This is a genomic window from Burkholderia cepacia, assembly GCF_001039005.1.
Classification (GTDB): Bacteria; Pseudomonadota; Gammaproteobacteria; order Burkholderiales; family Burkholderiaceae; genus Burkholderia; species Burkholderia theae.
In genome coordinates, this window is sequence record NZ_LDWR01000021.1 from 41202 (window position 1) to 63132 (window position 21931).

At 66.5% G+C, this 21931-nt stretch carries 18 protein-coding genes; 10 read left to right on the forward strand and 8 right to left on the reverse strand.

Annotated elements, in window-relative coordinates; genetic code table 11:
• Nucleotides 1-15: 15 nt before the first annotated feature.
• Together VL15_RS12565 and VL15_RS12570 are read right to left on the reverse strand one after the other, a co-directional pair.
• Complete coding sequence (locus tag VL15_RS12565; protein ID WP_048245861.1) at nucleotides 16-1425, reverse strand: LLM class flavin-dependent oxidoreductase; 1410 nt, start codon at nucleotides 1423-1425, stop codon at nucleotides 16-18.
• Nucleotides 1426-1436: 11 nt separating this feature from the next.
• Complete coding sequence (locus VL15_RS12570; protein ID WP_048245864.1) at nucleotides 1437-2297, reverse strand: MetQ/NlpA family ABC transporter substrate-binding protein; 861 nt, start codon at nucleotides 2295-2297, stop codon at nucleotides 1437-1439.
• 421 nt (nucleotides 2298-2718) lie between these two features.
• Between VL15_RS12570 and VL15_RS12575 the strand changes: the two genes are divergently transcribed.
• The 5 genes from VL15_RS12575 to VL15_RS12595 all read left to right on the forward strand — a co-directional run bounded on the left by VL15_RS12575 (nucleotide 2719) and on the right by VL15_RS12595 (nucleotide 8933).
• Nucleotides 2719-4083 (forward strand): 2-hydroxycarboxylate transporter family protein, encoded by a 1365-nt coding sequence (locus VL15_RS12575; RefSeq protein ID WP_048245865.1) that lies wholly within the window; start codon nucleotides 2719-2721, stop codon nucleotides 4081-4083.
• 145 nt (nucleotides 4084-4228) lie between these two features.
• A complete protein-coding gene (locus VL15_RS12580; protein ID WP_048245868.1) occupies nucleotides 4229-6112 on the forward strand; it encodes a sensor histidine kinase in 1884 nt (627 codons plus the stop codon).
• Nucleotides 6102-7463, forward strand: a complete 1362-nt coding sequence (locus VL15_RS12585; RefSeq protein WP_048245869.1) for a sigma-54-dependent transcriptional regulator — start codon at nucleotides 6102-6104, stop codon at nucleotides 7461-7463. Before VL15_RS12580 ends, VL15_RS12585 begins: the two co-directional genes overlap by 11 nt.
• A 25-nt stretch (nucleotides 7464-7488) precedes the next feature.
• Nucleotides 7489-7818, forward strand: coding sequence for a DUF3579 domain-containing protein (locus tag VL15_RS12590; RefSeq protein WP_048245871.1), 330 nt, complete (start codon nucleotides 7489-7491; stop codon nucleotides 7816-7818).
• Between the two features lie 263 nt (nucleotides 7819-8081).
• Nucleotides 8082-8933, forward strand: a complete 852-nt coding sequence (locus VL15_RS12595) for an alpha/beta fold hydrolase (RefSeq protein ID WP_048245872.1) — start codon at nucleotides 8082-8084, stop codon at nucleotides 8931-8933.
• 86 nt (nucleotides 8934-9019) lie between these two features.
• On the opposite strand, the gene VL15_RS12600 is transcribed toward VL15_RS12595, so the two are convergent.
• Complete coding sequence (locus VL15_RS12600; protein WP_048245874.1) at nucleotides 9020-9460, reverse strand: PACE efflux transporter; 441 nt, start codon at nucleotides 9458-9460, stop codon at nucleotides 9020-9022.
• 101 nt (nucleotides 9461-9561) lie between these two features.
• Between VL15_RS12600 and VL15_RS12605 the strand changes: the two genes are divergently transcribed.
• Entirely contained in the window at nucleotides 9562-10452 is an 891-nt protein-coding gene (locus VL15_RS12605) for a LysR family transcriptional regulator (protein ID WP_048245876.1), read from the forward strand.
• A gap of 65 nt (nucleotides 10453-10517) precedes the next feature.
• Here the strand turns inward: VL15_RS12605 and VL15_RS12610 are convergent, their stop codons facing one another.
• Nucleotides 10518-10949 (reverse strand): hypothetical protein, encoded by a 432-nt coding sequence (locus tag VL15_RS12610; RefSeq protein WP_048245877.1) that lies wholly within the window; start codon nucleotides 10947-10949, stop codon nucleotides 10518-10520.
• Between the two features lie 125 nt (nucleotides 10950-11074).
• Between VL15_RS12610 and VL15_RS12615 the strand changes: the two genes are divergently transcribed.
• Nucleotides 11075-11671 carry a TetR/AcrR family transcriptional regulator gene (locus tag VL15_RS12615; RefSeq protein WP_048245879.1) on the forward strand — a complete coding sequence of 199 codons (597 nt, stop codon included), beginning with the start codon at nucleotides 11075-11077 and terminating at the stop codon, nucleotides 11669-11671.
• A 93-nt stretch (nucleotides 11672-11764) separates the two neighbouring features.
• On the opposite strand, the gene opcM is transcribed toward VL15_RS12615, so the two are convergent.
• Genes opcM through VL15_RS12635 form a run of 4 tightly spaced genes read right to left on the reverse strand, consistent with a single transcriptional unit; the run spans nucleotide 11765 to nucleotide 18681 of the window.
• Complete coding sequence (opcM, locus tag VL15_RS12620) at nucleotides 11765-13300, reverse strand: multidrug efflux transporter outer membrane subunit OpcM (RefSeq protein WP_048245881.1); 1536 nt, start codon at nucleotides 13298-13300, stop codon at nucleotides 11765-11767.
• A 10-nt stretch (nucleotides 13301-13310) separates the two neighbouring features.
• Entirely contained in the window at nucleotides 13311-16526 is a 3216-nt protein-coding gene (gene ceoB, locus VL15_RS12625) for a multidrug efflux RND transporter permease subunit CeoB (RefSeq protein ID WP_048245882.1), read from the reverse strand.
• Nucleotides 16527-16571: 45 nt separating this feature from the next.
• Complete coding sequence (gene ceoA, locus VL15_RS12630) at nucleotides 16572-17789, reverse strand: multidrug efflux RND transporter periplasmic adaptor subunit CeoA (RefSeq protein WP_048245883.1); 1218 nt, start codon at nucleotides 17787-17789, stop codon at nucleotides 16572-16574.
• Between the two features lie 31 nt (nucleotides 17790-17820).
• Entirely contained in the window at nucleotides 17821-18681 is an 861-nt protein-coding gene (locus tag VL15_RS12635; RefSeq protein WP_048245885.1) for an alpha/beta hydrolase, read from the reverse strand.
• A 174-nt stretch (nucleotides 18682-18855) separates the two neighbouring features.
• On the opposite strand from VL15_RS12635, the gene ceoR reads away from it, so the two are divergent.
• The 3 genes from ceoR to VL15_RS39950 all read left to right on the forward strand — a co-directional run bounded on the left by ceoR (nucleotide 18856) and on the right by VL15_RS39950 (nucleotide 21931).
• The gene (gene ceoR / locus VL15_RS12640; RefSeq protein ID WP_048245886.1) at nucleotides 18856-19860 is read left to right on the forward strand and encodes a putative multidrug efflux transcriptional regulator CeoR; all 1005 of its coding nucleotides are present in this window, start codon (nucleotides 18856-18858) and stop codon (nucleotides 19858-19860) included.
• Between the two features lie 455 nt (nucleotides 19861-20315).
• The gene (locus tag VL15_RS12645; RefSeq protein ID WP_048245887.1) at nucleotides 20316-20609 is read left to right on the forward strand and encodes a DUF4148 domain-containing protein; all 294 of its coding nucleotides are present in this window, start codon (nucleotides 20316-20318) and stop codon (nucleotides 20607-20609) included.
• 710 nt (nucleotides 20610-21319) lie between these two features.
• A complete protein-coding gene (locus VL15_RS39950) occupies nucleotides 21320-21931 on the forward strand; it encodes a M35 family metallo-endopeptidase (protein WP_230684436.1) in 612 nt (203 codons plus the stop codon).

A 21931-nucleotide genomic window follows, 5' to 3' on the forward strand; every position in this document is an offset into this window, starting at 1 on the left:
TTCGCTCCGTCACGTTCAGGCATGCGCGGGATGCGCGGGTTCGGATACGGCGGCCGGCCGGTGCCACGCGCCCGTGTGCCACGCGGGCAGGTGCGCGCCCGCGCCGAACAGCTTCTCGCGCAGCGTCGGCGCGGGATCGTAGTCTTCCTTGTAGACGCCGCGGTTCTGCAGCTCGGGCACGACCCAGTCGACGAAATCCTCGAACGACTCGGGCATCACGGTCCGCGTCAGGTTGAAGCCGTCGATGCCGGTCTCGTCGATCCACGACTGCAGTTCGTCCGCGACCTGCGACGGCGAGCCGACGATCGGCGCATAACGACCGCCGAGCGACATCTGTTCGAGCATCCGGCGCACGGTCCACGTGCCGGTCGTGCTCTTGCGCGAGATCGCGTCGACGGCCGACTGGATCGAATCGGTCTTCACATACGAAATCGGCTCGTCGAGGCCGTACTTCGCGAAGTCGATGCCGGTCGAGCTCGCGAAATGCGCGAGGCCGGCTTCCGGGCTCGCATAACGCCGGTATTCGTCGAATTTCTCGCGCGCGAGCCGCTCGGTCTCGGCCGTCACGACGCTCACGCCGGCGAAGATCCGGATCGATGCCGGATCGCGGCCCTGCCGCGCGGCGGCCGCGCGGATGTCGAGCGCCGCCGCGCGCGCGGCGGCCTTGCTCTGCCCGTTCACGAACACGCATTCCGCGTGACGGCCCGCGAACTCGACGCCCCGCGCGGACGAACCGGCCTGGTACAGCACCGGCGTGCGCTGCAGCGACGGCTCGCTCAGGTGGATCGCATCGATGGAATAGAACGGCCCGTCGTGCTTCACGCGCCGCACCTTGCCCGGCTGCGCGAACACGCGTGCCTGCGCGTCGCGAATCACCGCATCGTCGTCCCAGCTCTGCTCCCACAGCTTGTAGACGACGTCCATGTAGTCGTCCGCGCGCTCGTAGCGGTCGTCGTGGCCGATCTGCTGCGCGAGGCCCATCCCGCGCGCGGCGCTGTCGAGATAACCGGTGACGATGTTCCAGCCCACGCGCCCCTTCGTCAGGTGATCGAGCGTCGACATGCGGCGCGCGAACAGGTAAGGCGGCTCGTAGGTCAGGTTCGCGGTCACGCCGAAGCCGAGGTGCTTAGTGACCTGCGCCATCGCTGGCACGAGCAGCAGCGGATCGTTGACGGGCACCTGCACCGATTCGCGCAGCGCCGCATCGGGGCCGCCGCCGAACACGTCGTACACGCCGACGATGTCCGCGAGAAAGATCCCGTCGAACTTGCCGCGTTCGAGCGTCTTCGCGAGATCGGCCCAGTAGTCGAGATCGGTGTAGTGCGCGGAGCGGTCGCGCGGATGCGTCCACAGTCCGTGATTGATGTGCCCGACGCAGTTCATGTTGAACGCGTTGAGCAGGATCTTCTTGTCGCCGTTCGCCATGTTCGCCTCCGTCACCACGCGATCGCGTACAGCGAACCGAACGCGTTGTCGAGCGCCTTGCGCACGGCCGGCGAATGCTGGTAGATCGCGATGAACTTGCGGATGCGCGGGTCGTTCACGCTGTCCGGCCGCACGACCCACTGGATCGCGAAATTCTTGTTCTCGGTACCGTCGAACAGCAGCGCGCTGTTCGGGTCGGTCGTGCCGGCGAGCTTGATGAAGCTCGGGTAGCCCTGCGCGAGATCGACGTCGTCGAGCGAACGCGCGAGCTGCGACGCTTCGAGCGGGATGATCTTCAGGTGCTTCGGGTTCTCGACGATATCGTGGGTCGTCGCCCGGTAGTCGGTGCCCGGCTTCAGCGTGATCAGGCCCGCGCGCTGCAGCAGCAACAGCCCGCGCCCGCCGTTCACCGGATCGTTCGCGATCGCGACGCGTGCGCCGTCCTTCAGCTCGGCAAAACTTTTCACCTTCTTCGAATAGAGGCCGATCTTCATGATCGTGCCGGGCGCGATCGACACAAAGTTGTAGCCGCCCTGCTTGTTCGCGTTCTCGAGAAACGGGATGTGCTGGAAGTAGTTGACGTCGATGTCCTTGTTCGCGAGCGCCGCGTTCGGCGTATTCCAGTCGGTGAACTCGATGATCCGCACGTCGAGCCCCTGCGCCTTCGCTTCCTTCGCGGCGATCTTCAGCGCGTCGATCTGCGGGCTGGTCGAGATGCCGACCTTCAGCGGCGCGGGTTCGGCGCGCGCGCCGTTCGGCAGCACGAGGCCAAGCAACGCCGCGAGCAGCGCGGCCGCCAGCAGGCGGGCCGGCCGCGCAAACCGCGCCAGTCGGCCGGAGGAAAAGCGGGCGAAAAAAACGGCATGCAGCATGGAAACCACTCTCCTGTCCAAAGACGGTATCGACGGATGAGCGACGCCGCGGCGAACGCGCGGGCGTTCTCCGGACAGTCGTCGTCGCATCGGAAAAGGATCAGTTGATGATAGAGAGCGGCGGGAGGGCGGTCTACGAAGCGATTGTGAGAAGAAAATCGCGCGCGGCGATATGGCGCGTCATCACGCGTGGCCGGGCGCCCGGCCGGCCCTCAGGCCGAAATCTCGGCCTGGCCGCCGCGCGAATTCCGAAATCTCGGAACGCCGTTCGCGTGACGCTTTCCGCAGACGAAACAAACTCCTTGCAAATCAACGATCTGCAAGCTTCAAGGCAAGCCGGACAGCTGGCACGGAGGTTGCGTAATAGTCGGCACACAATGCCGCGAAGCAATGCAGGCATTCCAACATCAGGAGACACGTCTTGCAGACCTCTATCCATACCCCGTCCCATCCGGAACCGATTGTCGAAGCCGGTCCCGCCAAGCGCGAACGCTTCTGGCCGGACGGCTGGTGGAAGCTGATGGAAATCCGCATCGGCATCATCCCGCTGCCCGTCTACTTCATCCTCCTCGCACTGATCGTCGGTTTCGCGGTGACGGGCAAGGTGCCCGGCGAGATCTCGATGGCGATCGCCGTGCTCGCGTTCTTCGGCTTCACCTGCGCGGAACTCGGCAAGCGCCTGCCGCTGCTGCGCAACATCGGCGCGGCCGCGATCTTCGCGACCTTCGTGCCGTCGGCGCTCACGTACTACCACCTGCTGCCGAAGCCGGTGCTGAACCTGACGGTCGAATTCACGAAGTCGACCAACTTCCTGTACCTGTTCATCGCGTCGATCATCGTCGGCAGCATCCTGAGCATGGACCGCCGCGTGCTGATCCAGGGCTTCCTGAAGATCTTCATCCCGCTGGCCGTCGGTTCGGTCGCGGCCGCGATCGTCGGCACGGCGGTGGGCACCGCGCTCGGCCTCGGCGCACGCCACACGCTGCTGTACATCGTCGTGCCGATCATGGCGGGCGGCGTCGGCGAAGGCGCGATTCCGCTGTCGATCGGCTATTCGGAACTCATGCACCTGCCGCAGGGCGAGATGTTCGCGATGGTGCTGCCGCCGGTGATGCTCGGCAGCCTGACCGCGATCATCCTGTCGGGCGCGCTCGACATGCTCGGCAAGCGCCTGCCGCACCTGACCGGCAACGGCCGCCTGCAGGTCGGCGAAACGGGCGACATGACGCCGGAAAGCGAAGAGATCCGCGGCCACGTCGACGTCACGCACATCGCGGGCGCCGGCATCACGGCGATCACGCTGTACCTCGTCGGCCTGATGGCGTTCAAGCTGTTCGGCCTGCCCGCGCCGGTCGCGATGCTGTTCCTCGCGGTGCTCGTGAAGCTCGCGCGCGCGGTGTCGCCGCCGCTGCAGGAAGGCGCGTTCGTCGTCTACAAGTTCTTCTCGACCGCCGTCACGTATCCGCTGCTGTTCGCGATCGGCGTCGCGATGACGCCGTGGGACAAGCTGACCGCCGCTTTCACGATCGTCAACGTCGTGACGATCGTGTCGACGGTCGCGACGCTGATGGGCACCGGTTTCGTGGTCGGCCGCCTGATGAAGATGTACCCTATCGACACCGCAATCGTGAACGCCTGCCACAGCGGGCAAGGCGGCACCGGCGACGTCGCGATCCTGACCGCCGCGAACCGGATGCAGTTGATGCCGTTCGCGCAGATCGCGACGCGCATCGGCGGCGCGATCGTCGTCACGGTGACGCTGATCCTGGTCGCGCACTTCGGATGATGCGCCGCCGCGCGCACCGTCGCGCAGGCCGCTTTGCACGCGCCGCCGCCGGCTTTGCCGGCGCGCGGCGCGCGTCGTTCCGGACGGCCGGTCGCGGACGACCGGTCGGGCGGCCAGGGCCTGTTCACGCCGATAACGGGCTTCGATGAGGGCGAACGTGCAGAAGAGCTTCAAGGGTATCCCGTGGTGGGGCTGGGCGTCGGCCGCCGCGCTGTATGTCGGCGTGGCGGGCGCGGCCGTCGATTTCGCGTGGGAACGCGCGATCGACGCGCTCGAGGAAACCGGCGCGCACCGGCTCGACCTGTATGCGTCGAGCCTGAAGAGCGAGCTCGGCCGCTTCGAGATCCTGCCCGGCCTGGTCGCGCGGCAGGACGGCGTGCGCGCGATGCTGAAGGCCGCGCCGCACGACACGCCCGAACTCGCGCACACGGTGAACACCTACCTCGAAGCCGTGAACCGCGACGCGGGCAGCGGCGCCGTCGACGTGATCGACCTGCAGGGCGAGGTGATCGCCGCCAGCAACTGGAACGAGACGCTCAGCTTCGTCGGCACCAACGTGTCGTACCGGCCGTACTTCAAGGACGCACTCGCGCGCGGCAGCGGCCGCTTCTTCGGCATCGGCACCAACACGGGCGTGCCGGGCGTCTACTTCGCCAGCGCGGTGCGCGACGGCGGCGTGCCGATCGGCGTCGCCGCCGTCAAGATCAGCGTCGATTCGCTCGAATCGGCCTGGCGCGCGCCGGGCGTCGCCGCGATGGTCGTCGACAGCAACGGCGTGGTCGTGATCTCGACCGAGCCCGCATGGAAATTCACCGCGCTGCGCCCGATCACCGCGCAGCAGCAGCGCGACATCCAGGCGTCGCGGCAATACGCGGGCCGCACCGTCGACGCACTGCCGTACCGCCGCATCGGCGATCGCAGCACGGCCGCCTGGTTCGGCACGTTCCCCGACCTGCGGCACCCCGACCGCACCACCCGCTATCTCGTGATGTCGCGCCCCGCGCCGCAGGCCGGCGATTCGCTGATGGTGCTGCTCGACATCGCGGGCGCGCGGCGCCAGCAGCAGACGGCGTTCGTGTTCGTCACCGGCGCGTTCCTGATCGCCGCGCTGCTGGCCGGCTACGCGATCCAGCGGCGCCGGGCGATCGCGGCACGGCTGCGCGCGCAGGACGCGCTGCGCCGCGCGAACGACCGGCTCGAACTGACCGTCGCGCAGCGCACGGCCGCGCTGACCGCCGCGAACGAACAGATGCAGCGCGAGATCGTCGAGCGCGAACGCACCGAGCAGCGGCTGCGCGATTCGCAGCAGGAAGTCGTGCACGCGGGCAAGCTCGCGGTGCTCGGGCAGATGGCCGCCGGCCTCACGCACGAGTTGAACCAGCCGCTCGTCGCGATCCGCACGCTGTGCGACAACGCGCGCACGTTCTTCGAGCGCGGCCAGCCGGCGCCGGCGTATGCCAATCTCGAACGGATCGGCAAACTGGTCGACAGCATGGCCGTGCTCACCGGCGAGCTGAAGACCTTCGCGCGCAAGCCCGACGTCGAGCGCGTCGCGGTGTCGCTGAACGAGGCCGTCGCGCATGCGCGGCTCATCTACGACGCGCGGATCCGCGACGAAGGCGTGCAGCTCGACGTGAACATCGCGCCCGGCACGGCGGTATCGGCCGAATCGAGCCAGTTGCAGCAGGTGATCGTGAACCTGCTCGGCAACGCACTCGACGCGGTACACGACGCGCCGGTGCGCCGCATCGTCATCGATGCCGCCGGGCCGGACGAAGCCGGCCGCGTGCGCTTCACGGTCGCCGACAGCGGTGCCGGCATCGCACCCGAGGTGCTGCCGCACCTGTTCGAGCCGTTCGTCACGACCAAGCCGCGCGGCCAGGGCCTCGGGCTCGGCCTCGCAATCACGTCGCGCATCGTCGAGGCGTTCGGCGCGAAGATCGCCGCGACGAACCGCGACGAAGGTGGCGCGCAGTTCAGTATCGAATTCGCGGCGGCGACGCTGCAAAGGACAGAGCATGGAAGATGAGATTCGGGTGCTGGTCGTCGAGGACGATGAAAACGTCCGGATCGGCGTCGAGCAGGCCGTCGCGCTTGCCGGGTTCCCGGTCGACGCATTCGCGTCGGCCGCCGACGCGCTTGCGCACGTCGCGCCCGGCGCGCCGGTCGTGATCGTGTCGGACGTGCGGATGCCGGGCATCGACGGGCTGCAGTTGCTCGATCGCGTGATGGCCGTCGATGCGCAAATCCCGGTCGTGCTGATCAGCGGCCACGCGGATATCTCGACGGCCGTCGGCGCGATGCAGGTCGGCGCGTACGACTTCATCGAGAAGCCGTTCTCGTCGGACGTGATCGCCGGCCGTGTCGCGCGCGCGGTCGAGAAGCGCCGCCTGACGCTCGAGGTGCAGGGACTGCGCGCGGCGCTCAACAACTGGCAGGGCATCGAGGCATTCGTGCTCGGCAAGTCGCCCGCGATGGCCGACGTGCGCAAGAAGATCCTGCGCCTCGCCGATACATCGGTGTCCGTGCTGATCACCGGCGAGACGGGCACCGGCAAGGAACTGATCGCGCGCAGCCTGCACGACTTCGGCGGCCGGCGCGACGCGCATTTCGTCGCGCTGAACTGCGGCGGCCTGCCCGAGCAGATCTTCGAGAGCGAACTGTTCGGCCACGAGGCCGGCGCGTTCACCGGCGCGATCAAGAAGCGCATCGGCAAGATGGAATGGGCGCAGGGCGGCACGCTGTTCCTCGACGAGATCGAGACGATGCCGATTCAGCTGCAGATCAAGATGCTGCGCGTGCTGCAGGAGCGCGTGGTCGAACGGCTTGGCGCGAACGAATTGATTCCGGTCGACTGCCGCGTGGTTGCCGCATCGAAAGCCGACCTCACGGAACTCGCGGCCGACGGGCGCTTTCGCGCGGACCTGCTGTATCGCCTCAACGTCGCGCAGATCGAGCTGCCGCCGCTGCGCGAGCGGCGCGAGGACGTGCCGCTGCTGTTCGAGCATTTCGTGCTCGCGGCCGCGCGCCGCTTCGGGCAGCCGGCGCCGGTCGTCACGGCTGCGCAGGTGTCCGAACTGATGACGCACGCATGGCCCGGCAACGTGCGCGAACTGCAGAACGTCGCCGACCGCTTCGTGCTCGGGCTGACCGGCGACAGCCTGCTGTCGTCCGGCGGCACGCCGACCGCGGGCGGCACGCTCACGGAGCAGCTCGCGTATTTCGAACGGATGCTGATCGAGGACATGCTGCGGCGTCACAACGGCAACGTCGCGGAGGCGAGCGTCGCGCTCGGCATGCCGAAGAAAACGCTTTATCACAAGCTGCGCAACCTGCGGATTCCCGCGCGCGGCGACGCGGCAGCCGACGGCGGCGAATGACGCGAACGAGGACACGCACAACAGCATGGATCGCATCGAAGTCACCGAACACGGCCGCGTCGACGGCCACCTGATCCGCGGCGTCACGCGCGCGCAGAAAACCTTCCGCCCCAGCGACTGGCCCGAGCGCCTCGCGGGCGTCATCACGCTGTTCGTCGGCGAACTGCGGCCCGGCTATCCGTGCGCGCTGTCGCGACTCGCGATGCCCGTCGTCGACGGCGGCGTCAAATGCCTGATCGTGTCGGACGAACTGCGCAGCGTGTGCGCCGATGCGTTCGACTTCGCGATGCGGTTCGCCGCCGACAACGACCTCCCCGTCGAGCTTCAGACTACGCCCGCATTGACGGCGCGCTGACGCGCGCGCCGCATCTGCGGCGTGCGCACTTCCCCACTTTTTTCGATGCGATCGCGCACGCGCGCAGGCCGCCGCACGCCCCTTCGACCCGGCTCGGACCGTCAGACGATTGAAAGAATCCCAACGCACGACCACGGCCCGACAAGGCTTTGCGGCCGAGCCATCAATTAAATTGATCGTCACGATGAAAATTATGCGTTTTCCTTGCAGGTCGCCGTGATGCATAGTTGCGTCGAGTTGACGCACCTTTGAGTCTTTCAGTCATGAACATGCGAATCGAGCCGTCCGTGCTCGCGAACCCCGACCTGCAATTTGCGACGCTTTCGTCAGGCATCAGCCTGCCGTATGTCGAGCGGGGCAGCGGCGCGCCGATGGTGTTCGTGCACGGTTCGCTGTGCGACTACCGCTACTGGGATCCGCAGCTTGCATCGCTGTCGGCCCACTTCCGCTGCATCGCGCCGAGCCTCAGCCATTACTGGCCGGCCGTCGAAGCGGGCATCCAGGACGAGTTCAGCTGGCAGAACCACGTCGACGAACTCGCCGAATTCATCGACGCGCTCGATCTCGGCCCCGTGCATCTGGTCGGCCATTCGCGCGGCGGCAGCGTGGCGTTCAACGTCGCACGCCAGCATCCGCATCTCGTCGATACGCTGACGCTCGCCGATCCGGGCGGCCCGCTGCAACAGCAGGGCGTGTGCGAAGCCGCGCTGCCGGCCGCCGCGCTCGCGCTGCGCACGAAAGCCGTGAACCTGATCGGCCAAGGCGACGTCGAATCCGGTCTCGAGATGTTCGTCGATTCCGTGAGCCTGCCCGGCGCATGGAAGAAGAGCACGTCGCGCTTCCGCACGATGGCGATCGACAACGCGAGCACGCTGCCGAAACAACTGCGCGACCCGCTGCCCGCGTATTCGCAGCACACGGCCGGCGATATCGCGTGCCGCACGCTGCTGATCGACGGCCAGCGCAGCCCGAAGATGTTCCGCAACAACGTCGAGACGCTGTCGCAGTGGATCGGCGATGCGCAGCGGCAGACCGTCGCCGGCGCGTCGCACGGGATGAATGCGGCAAGCCCGGCCGTGTTCAACCGCTACGTGCACGCGTTCATCGCCGCGTAATTTCCCGGGCGGCGTTCGTTCCGCCCGATATTCCCCGTTTCATTCCTCGCACGATGCGGGCGCCCGTCCGCATCGAGGGCGCCCGGTTACGCCGCCGCCCTCGCCTTGCGCGTCACCGCATCCGGCAACCCGAACACGCTGTCGAACGCCCAGTTGTACGCGAACGTGAAGATCGGGAAGAACACGATCAGCACTGCGTCGTACAGGAACGCCTGCAGCAGCGACACATCGAGCCACCACGCGATCAGCGGGATCAGGAACGTAACGAGCGCGACCTGGAAACCGATCGCATGCAGCACGCGGCGCCCGACGGTGCGCGTCGTCGCCGCGCTCCGACGCTCCCACGCCTCGAATGCGAGGTTGTACAGAAAATTGACGGTGACGCCCGTCGTCGAAATCATCACGCCGAGCAGGCCACTCGTCGCCGCGCTCGCGCCGCTCAGCATGCCGAGCACCGATGACGCGACCAGGATGCCGAGCACCTCGAACATCACGACGTAGACTATGCGTCTCTTCCACCCTTGCATGACAATCCACCTTCCTCTCGGACAAGGTGGCGAGACTATCAGCGGGTCCCGCGTCCGCAAAAGTCAGGTCCTTTCAATTTTTCTGACAGGAGAGGCCGCACATGCTGACCAGCGACCACATCGACATGCTGCTCACCGTCATCGACAAAGGCTCGTTTTCGGCGGCCGCGCGCGCGCTCGGCCGCACGCCGTCGGCGGTCAGCATGGCGATCGCGAATCTCGAGGCCGAACTCGATCTGGTGCTGTTCGATCGCGGCACGCGCGAACCGACGCCGACCGCCGCGATGGCCGCGCTGTTGCCCGATGCGCGCTCGATCGCCGAGCAGTTGCAGGTGCTGCGCGCACACGCGCAGCACTTGTCGGAAGGTGTCGAGGACACGCTGCGGCTCGGCGTCGCGGCCGAGATCGACAGCGCGCCCGTCGCCCGCGCGCTGACGGCAGTCGCCGAGAAATATCCGGCGCTCGCGATCAGTGTCGTCACGGCACCGCAGGACGCGATCGTCGACGCGCTGCATCGCGCCGCCGTCGATCTCTGCGTGGCGTACTGCGGGCTCGACCTGCATCCTCAGGAACAGATCCACGCGCTGTGGACCGAGACGCTCATTGCCGTCGCCGCGCCGGCGCATCCGCTGATCGCCGAAGGCGCGCATCCGGAAGCGATCGAACGGTTGTCGGGCTTCCGGCAGATCGTGATCGCCGATCCGGAGCGGCCGTTGACCGACGTGCGGCCGTTGATCGGCAACCGCACGTGGAAGGTGACCGACATGGCGACCGCGATCGCGCTCGTGAAGGCCGGTCACGGTTGGGCGAACCTGCCCGCGTCCGTGATCGACGGATACGTCGCCAACGGCGAACTCGCGCCGCTCGTGTTCGAGAACATCCGCAACGGCTTACCGCTGCCCGTGTACCTGCGGCGGCCGAAGCACACCGGGCTCGGCAAAGCGGCGAGCGAACTGGTTCGCGCGCTGCGCGCTGCATGCGACGGCAGATAGCCGGTGCGGCGGCGAACGCCGCCGCACCGCCGGTCAACGCCTGACGGCTCGACCGTTAGTTGCAGTTACTGTGCCGCCGCCGCCGCGCCCTGGATCGAATCGACGAGCGACGCGTTGTCGTAGCGCCGTCCGGCAATCCCCCATCCGCCGTCGACAGCATGGACGACGTTCACCCAGACTTGCGCCGGCGTCAGCCGCCCGCCCGCGCGGCGCAGCACGATCGCGGTCGCCCGTTCGACGTATTGCCGCTGCTTGTCGGGCGCCGCGAGCGCGACAGCAGGCAGCTTCAGTTCGACGAACGCCGCGGGCTCCGCGCGTCCCTGCACGAAGGTCCGGTGCCGCGGCAGCACGTTGAGCGTGCCCACCACGTTCGGCGCCAGGAACGCATTCCCGGTCAATCCTTCGACATCCAGCAGCGCATCGGTCAGCTCAGCAAACACCGGCCCCTCGTCGTCCGGTGTGAAAACCCCTTCGGATACTGTCAGCGTGATCGGCATCGCACTTCCTCCTGGTCAGGTCATCGGAATCGTGACGTGATATAAATATCAGTCACTCTCTATACATTAGACACTAATCACTCTCTATGCAAGATAAAGAGCGATCACTCTGAAGCGAGCCAGTCATGCGTTATTCCGTCGAGCACAAGCACGAAACCCGCACGCGCATCCTCGATGCGGCGAGCCGCCTGTTCCGTCAGGAGGGATATGGCGGTTCGGGCATCGGCCCGTTGACGAAGGCGGCGGGCGTCACCAATGGCGCGTTCTACGGGCATTTCAAATCGAAGGGCGAAGCGTTCCGCAGCGTCGTCCTCGACGGTCTGGATCAGCTCCGCCAGGGCGTCGCGACGTTCAAGGCCGAGCATGGCGCGCGCTGGCGGCGCCCGTTCGCGGCGTTCTACCTCGGGCCGCGGCGCACCTGCGAACTCGGCGAAAGCTGCGCGCTGCCGAGCCTGTCGCCGGAAGTGATGCGCGCCGACGACGACACGCGCGACGCGTACGAACAGGCGTTGCGGCAGATCGTCGACGAAGTGTCATCCGGCCTGGGCGACCCGCCCGACGACGACCGCGCGATTGCATTCCTCGCGCTGCTTTCGGGCGGCGTCACGCTCGCCCGCGCGGTGCGCGACCCCGTGCTGGCAAAGCGGATTGCCGATGCCGTCGAGCGCTACGCGGTCGTGATCGCGGAATGCACGGACGTGAAACCGGATCAGTCGGCATAACGGGCGGCCAATAAAAAACCCCGATCCGCATCGTCACGGATCGGGGTTTCTCGACTCGCCGCCTGTTACGGCGGCCCGTCGCGAGCCGGTGCGTCAACGCACCGCGACTTCCTGCTTGACGGTCGCGGCGTCACCAACCGCCGTCGGCGCCGCACCCCATCCACCGCCCAACGCGCGGATCAGGTTGACAGTCGACACGGCCTGCGCACCGGTCAGCTGGTTCGCCTGCAACTGCGACACCAGCACCGACCGTTCGCTGTCGATCACGTCGAGATACGCGATCTCGCCTTCCTGATACTGCGTGCGCGACAGCGTCGCCGCGCGGCGCGATGCATTGACGGCCGCATCCTGCGCGTGGATCTGGTCGTCGAGCAGGCGCAGATCGGCGAGATTGTCCTCGACCTCGCGGAACGCGACGAGCACCTGCTGCCGGTAGTTCGCGACCTGCTCGTCGTACTGCGCGCGCGCCTGCTGCACGCCGGCCGCACGGCGCCCGCCGTCGAACAGCGGCAGCGTCAGCGCGGTGCCGGCGAACGGCCCGAGCAGGAACGTGCGGCTCGACCACATGAACAGGCTGCCGAGCGTCGACGCTTCATAACCGAACGCCCCCGTGATATCGAGCTTCGGGAAATACGCCGACTTCGCAAGGCCGATCCGCGCGTTCGCGGCCGCCATCGCGCGCTCGGCCGCCGACACGTCCGGACGGCGTTCGAGCAGCGCGGACGGCAGGCCCGGCGGAATCTTCACGCCGACCGGCACGATCGGCGTTTCCTTGAACCCGAAATCCGCGGGCGCCTTGCCGAGCAGGATCGCGAGCGCATGCTCGGAGGCCGCGCGCCGGCGCGCGACGCCGACCGCATCGGCCTGCGCGGTGGCCAGCTCGTTCTTAGCGCGCGACACGTCGAGCTCGCTGATATCGCCTTCGTTGAAGCGGCGCTGTACGAGCTTGAGCGCCTGATCGCGCAATTCCACCGTGCGGCGGTACAGGTCCTGGTCCGAGTCGAGCTGGCGCAGTTCGAAGTAGTTCTGCGCGACGTCCGCCTGCAGCGCGAGCTGCACCGAGCGGAACAGCGCTTCGCTCTGCGCCTGGTCGGCGCGCGACGCCTCGACGTTGCGGCCGACGCGGCCGAACAGGTCGGCCTCGTAGGACACCGTGCCCTGCGCACGCCACAGCGTCGCGTTGGTCGGGCCCGTGCCCTGCGGCTGGAACTGCGACGCCGACGACAGCCCTTCGCGCATCGGTCCGAAACCGGCGCCGATCTGCGGGAACCATTGCGAACGCGCCGAACGCGTCGCCGCGCGCGCTTCCTCGACCCGCGCGGCCGCGGCCTTCAGGTTCTGGTTCGCGGCGAGCGCCTGGGTCTCGAGCGAATCGAGCACCGGGTCGCCGAACACCGTCCACCATTCGCCGCGATGCGCGCCGTCCGACGGCTCGGCCGTCTTCCACGTGCCGGCCTGTTCGCCCTGGGCGAGCGTCGGCGCTTCCTTGAACGCGGCGGGCGTCGACGCATCCGGGCGCTTGTAGTCGGGGCCCACCGCGCACGCGGCGAGCAGCGTCGCGAGCAGGGTGCTCGCGGCCGCCACCTTCGCGAAGCGCATCAGGCCATTCGAGTTGTGCATGTTGTTCATCTTTCTATCCTCAAGCATCCGTTGCCGGCACGCCCGGTGCCGGTACGCCCGGAGGCGTCACGCCATAACCCGCCGAGTCCTTGCCGGCGACGTGGATCTTGCCGCCCGCGAGCGTACGCAGCACAACGTAGAACACCGGCGTCAGCATCAGCCCGAACAGCGTCACGCCGAGCATCCCGAAGAACACCGCGATACCCATCGCATGGCGCATCTCCGAACCCGCCCCCGTCGACGTGACGAGCGGCACGACGCCCATGATGAACGCGATCGACGTCATCAGGATCGGGCGCAGCCGCATCCGGCTCGCCTCGATCGCGGCCTGGAGCGGCGTCCTGCCGTCGTGCTCCAGTTCACGCGCGAATTCGACGATCAGGATCGCGTTCTTCGCGGACAGCCCCACCAGCACCATCAGGCCGATCTGCGTGAAGATGTTGTTGTCGCCCTGCGTGAGCCACACACCGGTGAGCGCCGACAGGATGCTCATCGGCACGATCAGGATCACCGCGAGCGGCAGCGTCAGGCTTTCATACAACGCGGCGAGCACCAGGAACACGAGCAGCACGCTGATCGGGAACACGACGATCGCCGCGTTGCCCGCGAGGATCTGCTGGTACGTGAGGTCGGTCCACTCGAACCGCACGCCGCGCGGCAGCGTCTCGTGCGCGATGCGCTCGATCGCGGCCTGCGCCTGACCCGACGAGAAGCCCGGCGCCGGGCCGCCGTTGATGTCGGCCGCCGTGTAGCCGTTGTAGCGCACGACCATTTCAGGGCCGAACGTCGGCGTCACCGTGACGAGCGACGACAGCGGCACCATCTCGCCCTTGTCGTTGCGCGTCTTGAGCTGCAGGATGTCGTCCGCGCGCTGGCGGAACGGCGCATCGGCCTGCACGCGCACCTGGTACACACGCCCGAAACGGTTGAAGTCGTTCACGTACAGCGAGCCGAGATACACCTGCATCGTGTTGAACACGTCGGTGACCGGCACACCGAGCTGCTTCGCCTTCACGCGATCGAGATCGACATTGAGCTGCGGCACGTTGATCTGGTAGCTCGTGAACAACGGGCCCAGTTCCGGCGCCTGCTGCGCGCGCTTGATGAAGTCGTTGGTCGCATCCGCGAGCCGCGCATAACCGACCGCGCCGCGATCCTCGATCTGCATCTTGAACCCGCCGAGCGTGCCGAGGCCGAGCACCGGCGGCGGCGGGAACACCGCGACGAACGAATCCTTCATCGCGCTGTACTGCTGGTTCAGCGCACCCGCGATCGCGCCGGCCGACAGCGCCTTGCCGTGCCGTTCCGAGAACGGCTTCAGCGTCACGAACACGATGCCCGCGCTCGAGCTGTTGGTGAAGCCGTTCACCGACAGCCCCGGGAACGCGACCGCGCTCTCGACGCCCGGCTGCTTCAACGCAATCGAACCCATGTCGCGGATCACCTTCTCGGTGCGGTCGAGCGACGCGCCGTTCGGCAGCTGCGCGAACGCGATCAGGTATTCCTTGTCCTGCGCGGGCACGAAGCCGCCCGGCACGACCTTCGACACCAGCACGGTCGCGCCCACCAGCACGAGGTACACACCCAGCATCACCGTCTTGCGCGACAGCACGCCGCGCACGCCGCGGCCGTAGTTCTCCGCGCCGCGATGGAACACTTTGTTGAAGCCGCGGAAGAAACCGCCGAGCACGCGGTTCATCACGCGCGTGAGCCAGTCTTCCTTCTCGCCGTGCCCCTTCAGCAGGATCGCGGACAGCGCCGGCGACAGCGTCAGCGAGTTGAACGCCGAGATCACCGTCGAGATCGCGATGGTCATCGCGAACTGCTTGTAGAACTGGCCGGTGAGGCCCGACATGAACGCGAGCGGCACGAACACGGCGACGAGCGTCAGCGCGATCGCGATGATCGGCCCGCTCACTTCCTGCATCGCCTTGTAGGTCGCCTGCCGCGCGTTCATCCCGCTTTCGATGTTGCGCTCGACGTTCTCGACGACGACGATCGCATCGTCGACCACGATCCCGATCGCCAGCACCATCCCGAACAATGACAACGCGTTGATCGAATAGCCGAACGCGAGCAGCAGCGAGAACGTGCCGATGATCGACACCGGCACCGCGATCAGCGGAATCAGCGATGCGCGCCAGGTCTGCAGGAACACGATCACGACGATCACGACCAGCGCGATCGCTTCGAGCAGCGTGTGCACGACCGCCTTGATCGACGAACGCACGAACTGCGTCGGGTCATAGACGATCTTGTAGTCGATACCCGCCGGCATGTCCTGCTTCAGCTCGGCCATCGTCTTGCGCACTTCGTCCGAGATCTGCAGCGAGTTCGCGCCCGGCGACTGGTTGATCGCCATCGCGACGGCCGGCTTGTTGTCGAGCAGCGAGCGCAGCCCGTATTCGGACGCGTCGAGCTGGATCCGCGCGATATCGCGCAGGCGCGTGACGCCGCCGTCCGGCGTCGTCTTCACGACGATGTCGCCGAACTCGTCTTCCGTCTGCAACCGGCCGCGCGCGTTCACCGACAACTGCAACGGCGTGCCGGGCAGCGACGGCGACGCGCCGATCACGCCGGCCGCGACCTGCACGTTCTGCTCGCGAATGGACTGCACGACGTCCTCGGCCGACAGCCCGCGCTGCGCGACCTTCTGCGGATCGAGCCACACGCGCATCGCGTAGTCGCCCGAACCCCACAGCTGCACCTGGCCGACGCCCTGGATCCGCGACAGGCGATCCTTCACGTTGATCAGCGCGTAGTTGCGCAGGTAGGTCATGTCGTACCGGTTGTCCGGCGAGATCAGGTGGACCACCATCGTCAGCGTCGGCGAGCTCTTCACCGTGGTGATGCCGAGCCGCTGCACGTCTTCCGGCAAACGCGGCAGCGCCTGGTTCACACGGTTCTGCACGAGCTGCGTGGCCTTGTCCGGATCGGTGCCGAGCTTGAACGTGACGGTGATCGTCATGTTGCCGTCGCTGTTCGCCTGCGACTGCATGTAGAGCATGTCCTCGACGCCGTTGATCTGCTCTTCAAGCGGCGACGCGACCGTCTCGGCGATCACTTTCGGGTTGGCGCCCGGGTACTGCGCCTTCACGATCACGGAAGGCGGCACGACTTCCGGATATTCCGAAATCGGCAGCAGGAACATCGCGATCACCCCGCCCAGCAGGATGATCACTGATAGGACTCCTGCAAAGATCGGCCGGTCGATAAAGAATTTTGAAATGTTCATGAATGGCTCTGTCTGGTTGAACGCGGAATCGAAGCGGCGGGCCGCTTACGAATCCGCCTTCGCCGGTGCGGCCGGCTTCGCGTTGTCCGCCAGCGGCGCGGACGGCGCATCGCCTCCCGTCATCGGGACCATGTGCGGTTTCACCTGTTCGCCGGGGCGCACGCGCTGCGTGCCGTTCACGACGACGCGATCGCCGGCGGAAAGCCCGCTCACGATCACGCGCCGGTTGCCGTGCTGCATCCCCTGCTGCACTTCGCGGTACGACACGCGGCCCTGCTGGTCGACGACGAACACGAACTTCTTGTCCTGGTCGGTGTTGATCGCCGCGTCGTCCACGAGCAGCGCCTGGTGCGGCGCGCTGCCGCCGACCTTCACGCGGGCGTAGAGGCCCGGGACGAGCGCGCCGTCCGCGTTGTCGAAGCGTGCGCGCACGCGGATCGTGCCGGACGACGTGTCGAGCCGGTTGTCGACCGAATCGATCACGCCGCTGCGCGAGTAGCCGGTTTCGTTCGCGAGGCCGAGCTCGACCGGGACCTTGCGGCCATCACGCGCGCCATTGATGTATTGCAGGTAGGTCTGCTCGTCCGCATCGAACGACGCATAGATCGGCGACACCGAAACCAGCGTCGTCAGCGGCGCGGCCGACGCGCCGGCCGACACGACGTTGCCGACCGTGATCTCCGCGCGCGACACGCGGCCCGACACCGGCGCGGTGATCCGCGTATAGCCGAGGTTGATGCGCGCCGTTTCCAGCGCGGCATCGCCCGCCTTCACGTTCGCCGCCGCCTCGCGGGCCGCGTTCTGCTTCTCGTCGTAATCGCGCTTCGCGATCGCGTTGTCGCCGATCAGCCGCTGCGCACGCTGCCAGTCGGTCTGCGCGTAGCCGTTGCGCGCCTGGGCAGCCGCGAGCTGCGCAGCCGCGCGGTCGACTTCGGCCTGGTACGGGCGCGGGTCGATCACGAACAGCACGTCGCCCTTCTTCACGAGCGCGCCGTCCTTGAAATTCACCGCGACGATCGTGCCCGACACCTGCGGGCGGACGTCGACCTTTTCGATCGCTTCGAGGCGGCCCGAATAACTCTGCCAGTCGGTCACGGTCTGCGGCACGATGGTCGCGACGTCGACTTCGGGCAGCGGCGCCGCCGCCTTTTCGGGCGCGTTCGCGTTCACGCGCATCGCGCCGAACGTTCCGAGGCCGACGACGGCGAGCGTCACGATCGCGGCGGTCGCGATTCGGGAGCGGGAGGTGCGTAGGATGGCCATGTGGATCTCCAGTAAGCGTGGATTGGTTTGGTTATTCGGAACGGTTCGGCTGGCGCGCCTGGAAGCGGCACTGGAAGAAGCGCACGGCTTCCTCGAAGGCGGCTTCGTGCGTCGCGAGCGCGGCGTGCGTGATGTCCGGGTAGCGGATCACCTGCGTGAGCACGCCCGATGAAATCAGGCAGCCCGCATATTTCTCCGCTTCGACGTGCAATACGTCGTTCTGCGCGGTGACGACGAGCGTCGGCGGCAGCCCCGCGAGGCGCACCGATTCGAGCGGCGCCGCGTACGGGTGCATGCGCTGCGCCGCCTGCGGCAGATACGCGCGATAACATGCCGCGCATTCGCGCGCGGTGATGTCGGAGGCAAGACGATCGGCGTCGCCGATGCGCGTCATGCTCGGGTCGAGCATCGGCCCGAACAGCGCCTGCGCGGCGATCGACACTTCGCCGCGGTCGCGCGCGATGAACGCGAGGCAGTTCGCGAGCTGGCCGCCCGCGTCGTGGCCCGCGACGCCGATCTTCTTCGGATTGCCGCCGAACGCGCGGGCACGTGTCGCGGCCCACACGGCGGCGCGATACGCATCCTCCGGCGCGGCCGGAAAAGGAAAGGCCGGCGCGAGCGAATAGTCGACCGACACTACGAGAGCTGGTAAGCGTTCTGCTAAAAAGCGCGCGGCGAAATCGGCGTCTTCGAGCGAACCGCGCACGAAGCCGCCGCCGTGGAAGTAAAGCACTACCGGCAATCCGGTCTTGTCCGGGCGGCGGTAGAGGCGCAGCACGATGTCCTGCGCGTAGCCGGGAATTTCCACTTCGGCCACGGTCAACGCCGCGCCAGCCATGGCTTGCACGGGCAACGCGGCTTTCAGGAATTTGCTGAATTCAGAAGCGTCCATGACGATGCAGCATCCATTTCGAGATGGAACGAATTCTGGGTCCGGCAGACATTGGGATAAATGCCTATAATCCGGCAACACAATTCAACGACCCCGAACAATCCGAGGCTGCGTTCACCCACGAGGTAACGCAGCCTTCTTGTTCCGGCGGCAAATTAGATTGCGGAGGTTGTGATGGACCGGCTTCAGGCCATGCAGGTGTTTACTCGCGTCGTCGATACAAGCAGCTTCACCAAGGCAGCAGAAACGCTCAGCTTGCCGCGGGCGTCCGTCACGACGATCATCCAGAATCTCGAGGCATTCCTCGGCGTGCGGCTGATGCACCGGACCACGCGCCGGCTGTCGCTCACGCCGGACGGCGCCGCGTACTACGAAAGATGCGTGCGGATCCTCGCGGACGTCGAGGAAACCGAGGCGAGCTTCCAGGCCAACAACCGGAAGCCGCACGGAAAGTTGCGTATCGACATGCCCGGCTCGATCGGACGGCTGCTCGTGATTCCGTCGCTGTGCGAATTTCATACGCGCTACCCCGACATCGACCTGCAGCTCGGCCTGTCCGATCGGCCGGTCGACTTGCTGCAGGAAGGCGTCGATTGCGTGATCCGCGTCGGCGCGCTGCAGGACTCGTCGCTCGTCGCGCGCCGGGTCGGCCTGTTCGAAGGCGTGACGGTCGCCGCGCCCGACTACCTCGAGCGCTTCGGCGAGCCGCAGACGATCGACGACCTGAGCCAGCACAAGGCCGTCAACTATTTCTCGAGCCGCACCGGCCGCACGATCGACTGGACCTTCCTGAGCGAAGGCAAGGAAATCGAGGTCAAGATGGACAGCATCGTGTCGGTGAACGACGCGGATGCGTACGTGACCTGCGGGGTCGAAGGCTTCGGGCTGATCCAGCCGCCGCTCTTCATGGTGCTGCCGCACCTGCGCGAAGGCCGGCTCAAGGAAGTCCTGCCCGGCGTCAAGCCGCTGCCGATGCCGATCTCGGTCGTGTATCCGCACAGCCGCCATCTGTCGCCAAAGGTGCGCGTGTTCGTCGACTGGGTCGCCGAAGTGTTCGATCGCTGCCCGCTGCTGAGCGGCAAGGGCAGCCTCGACGCGACGTGCAGCAAGCGCACGTTCGAGGAAGCCGAACGCGCGCCGGCGCTCGACACGCCGGTCATCAACGAGTGGGTCGCGTAATCGTCTGAACCAACACGCGCGGGCTGCGCAGCCCGCGCGTTGTCCCGCCTTCGTGCCGCGTGTCCGCGCGGCGCACCCGATCCTTCCCGAATCCGCAGCAAACCTTTGTGCCGAGCGCGGCAATCGCCCGCGTGCGCCGTTGCGTGACGTTGCGCGTGGTCGTCGCACCCGCGTGAGGCCCGCGCCATGGGGCTGCCGGCGCTTTCCACATAACCCTGTCAGCCATGCGGATGACGATTGTTCCACTGACACGACAATTCAATTCGCGTCTGCCGCATTTATCGCGACGGAACAGATACCTAGAGTAAACCCTGTCGCGCACCTCGTTGCGCATCGAACAGATCCCGCTGAATGGGACCGGAGAAAGCGCTGAAGCGCCAACTCCGACCGGATGCAAAGCATGGGATCTGAGTAAGCGCTGAAGCGCTAACTCATATCGACACAGGAGTTACGTCATGAACCGCCGCCACCTTCTCTCCGCCCTGACCCTCGCACTCGCCGTATCCGCACCGGCCTTCGCCGATTCGGGCACCCCGCATGCCGGCGATTACGGCAATACGTCGTGGTACTCGCAGCATTACGGCCCGCGCACCCGCGCCGAGGTCAGCGCGGAAGTCGAACAGGCTCGCCGCGACGGCACGCTCGCGTACCTGCGCAAGGCCAACTCGTATCCGCAAGGGCTCGAGCTCGCACAAGGCCCGTATCGCTCGATGCAGGAAAGCAACCAGCTCGCCGGCGGAGGCCGGTAAACGCGCAACGCCGCGCAGCGGGTCACCCCGCGCGCGGCGTCGCGACACACCCATCGACGACTCGCTGAGTCAGTTAGTTGCAGGAGCACATGATGAACGACCAATCACTTCCTTCGCCGCTCGATCACTGGGACGACACCACGCCGGTGTGGACGCCGTTCCGTTCGGCCCCGCACTCGCATTGAGCGCCGGCTGAGTCATCCGTCCGGCCATTACCTGCGCGGCACGCCGTCGCGCCACTCGCCCCAGTGCGTCACGATGTCCTGCACGAGCGGATTGCCCGCGCGGTACAGGTTTTCGGTCGCCGGGGGACGGCGCGTCGGCCAATGCGGCACATTTGTACCGCAGTTACAGCGACCACTGTTGCGACACGATTGGTGACATTACCCAAGGTCGATCCAACGACCAAGTCGCATCAGTGCCCGACACATCGATTGACACAGGCTGATTAGTCTGCCTGATCGCGCTTGCCGCCATACTCGTGGTCTATCGGCCGCATATCGCAAGTCCAAGCGGCCTCAATCCAGATCATCACGCCGGCCGGGCCAGCGAAAGAACACCTGTTCGCCGCAAGAAACCGCGGCCTTTCTCACCTGCCATTCACACTTACCAATACTCATTCGTTCCGTTAGCCGCAATTTTGTGCATCATCGATCTAGTTCGGGCACTTAGCATCAGTACTCCAGATGATATCCATATGGAGAGTGCCTATGACAACATCGTCACAGCCCAGCGTATCGCTCGACGGACCGCCAATCTGTCCGAACATGACGGATTCAGCGTTCAGGAAACGGATACTTGAATTGCGGGACGAAGCAGTCGAGATCACACTGCGACGGCGCATGGAACTGATGCGATGGAATCCGGCCACGGAAGCGCGAGTCATCGAGTGGTTCGGCTCGGCAAATATCGATACAAGACGCAGACTAACTTCGGGGCTCGATGCCCTGGCCAGGGTGATGGCTAATCTCGGCCCAAGAAATTTCGTCCGCATCGGTTCCGATGCCGACCGCGCAACAGGATGTCTGCCAAACATGAAGCATCCCGACGCCGTGGTCGCACATGTCTGTCGCCCCGACACCGCAACTCATACTATCGCGATCAATCTCCCGTTTTGCTCGCTACCCGAGCGATCAGCCGGAAACCTTTCCTCGCAGCAACTGACCATCGTTCACGAATGCGCCCATTTTGCTGACACTTTCGACGCGGGTGACCATCCAGCGGCATACGGTCGCTGGGCCTGCGCCCAGTTCGCGAAACGCTACCCGGGCATGGCGATCGGCAATGCGGACAACATCGCCTGGTTCATTCTGGCGCGTTGA

What these genes read in the sequence shown, in the direction of transcription:
- VL15_RS12600 (WP_048245874.1), bottom strand. Translation starts at nt 9,460, where the DNA reads ATGCAAGGGTGGAAGAGACGCATAGTCTACGTCGTGATGTTCGAGGTG.
- ceoB (WP_048245882.1), bottom strand. Translation starts at nt 16,526, where the DNA reads ATGAACATTTCAAAATTCTTTATCGACCGGCCGATCTTTGCAGGAGTC.
- VL15_RS12580 (WP_048245868.1), top strand. Translation starts at nt 4,229, where the DNA reads ATGAGGGCGAACGTGCAGAAGAGCTTCAAGGGTATCCCGTGGTGGGGC.
- VL15_RS12585 (WP_048245869.1), top strand. Translation starts at nt 6,102, where the DNA reads ATGGAAGATGAGATTCGGGTGCTGGTCGTCGAGGACGATGAAAACGTC.
- VL15_RS39950 (WP_230684436.1), top strand. Translation starts at nt 21,320, where the DNA reads ATGACAACATCGTCACAGCCCAGCGTATCGCTCGACGGACCGCCAATC.
- VL15_RS12605 (WP_048245876.1), top strand. Translation starts at nt 9,562, where the DNA reads ATGCTGACCAGCGACCACATCGACATGCTGCTCACCGTCATCGACAAA.
- VL15_RS12590 (WP_048245871.1), top strand. Translation starts at nt 7,489, where the DNA reads ATGGATCGCATCGAAGTCACCGAACACGGCCGCGTCGACGGCCACCTG.
- VL15_RS12570 (WP_048245864.1), bottom strand. Translation starts at nt 2,297, where the DNA reads ATGCTGCATGCCGTTTTTTTCGCCCGCTTTTCCTCCGGCCGACTGGCG.
- VL15_RS12615 (WP_048245879.1), top strand. Translation starts at nt 11,075, where the DNA reads ATGCGTTATTCCGTCGAGCACAAGCACGAAACCCGCACGCGCATCCTC.
- VL15_RS12595 (WP_048245872.1), top strand. Translation starts at nt 8,082, where the DNA reads ATGAACATGCGAATCGAGCCGTCCGTGCTCGCGAACCCCGACCTGCAA.
- VL15_RS12565 (WP_048245861.1), bottom strand. Translation starts at nt 1,425, where the DNA reads ATGGCGAACGGCGACAAGAAGATCCTGCTCAACGCGTTCAACATGAAC.
- ceoA (WP_048245883.1), bottom strand. Translation starts at nt 17,789, where the DNA reads ATGGCCATCCTACGCACCTCCCGCTCCCGAATCGCGACCGCCGCGATC.
- ceoR (WP_048245886.1), top strand. Translation starts at nt 18,856, where the DNA reads ATGGACCGGCTTCAGGCCATGCAGGTGTTTACTCGCGTCGTCGATACA.
- VL15_RS12645 (WP_048245887.1), top strand. Translation starts at nt 20,316, where the DNA reads ATGAACCGCCGCCACCTTCTCTCCGCCCTGACCCTCGCACTCGCCGTA.
- VL15_RS12635 (WP_048245885.1), bottom strand. Translation starts at nt 18,681, where the DNA reads ATGGACGCTTCTGAATTCAGCAAATTCCTGAAAGCCGCGTTGCCCGTG.
- VL15_RS12610 (WP_048245877.1), bottom strand. Translation starts at nt 10,949, where the DNA reads ATGCCGATCACGCTGACAGTATCCGAAGGGGTTTTCACACCGGACGAC.
- opcM (WP_048245881.1), bottom strand. Translation starts at nt 13,300, where the DNA reads ATGAACAACATGCACAACTCGAATGGCCTGATGCGCTTCGCGAAGGTG.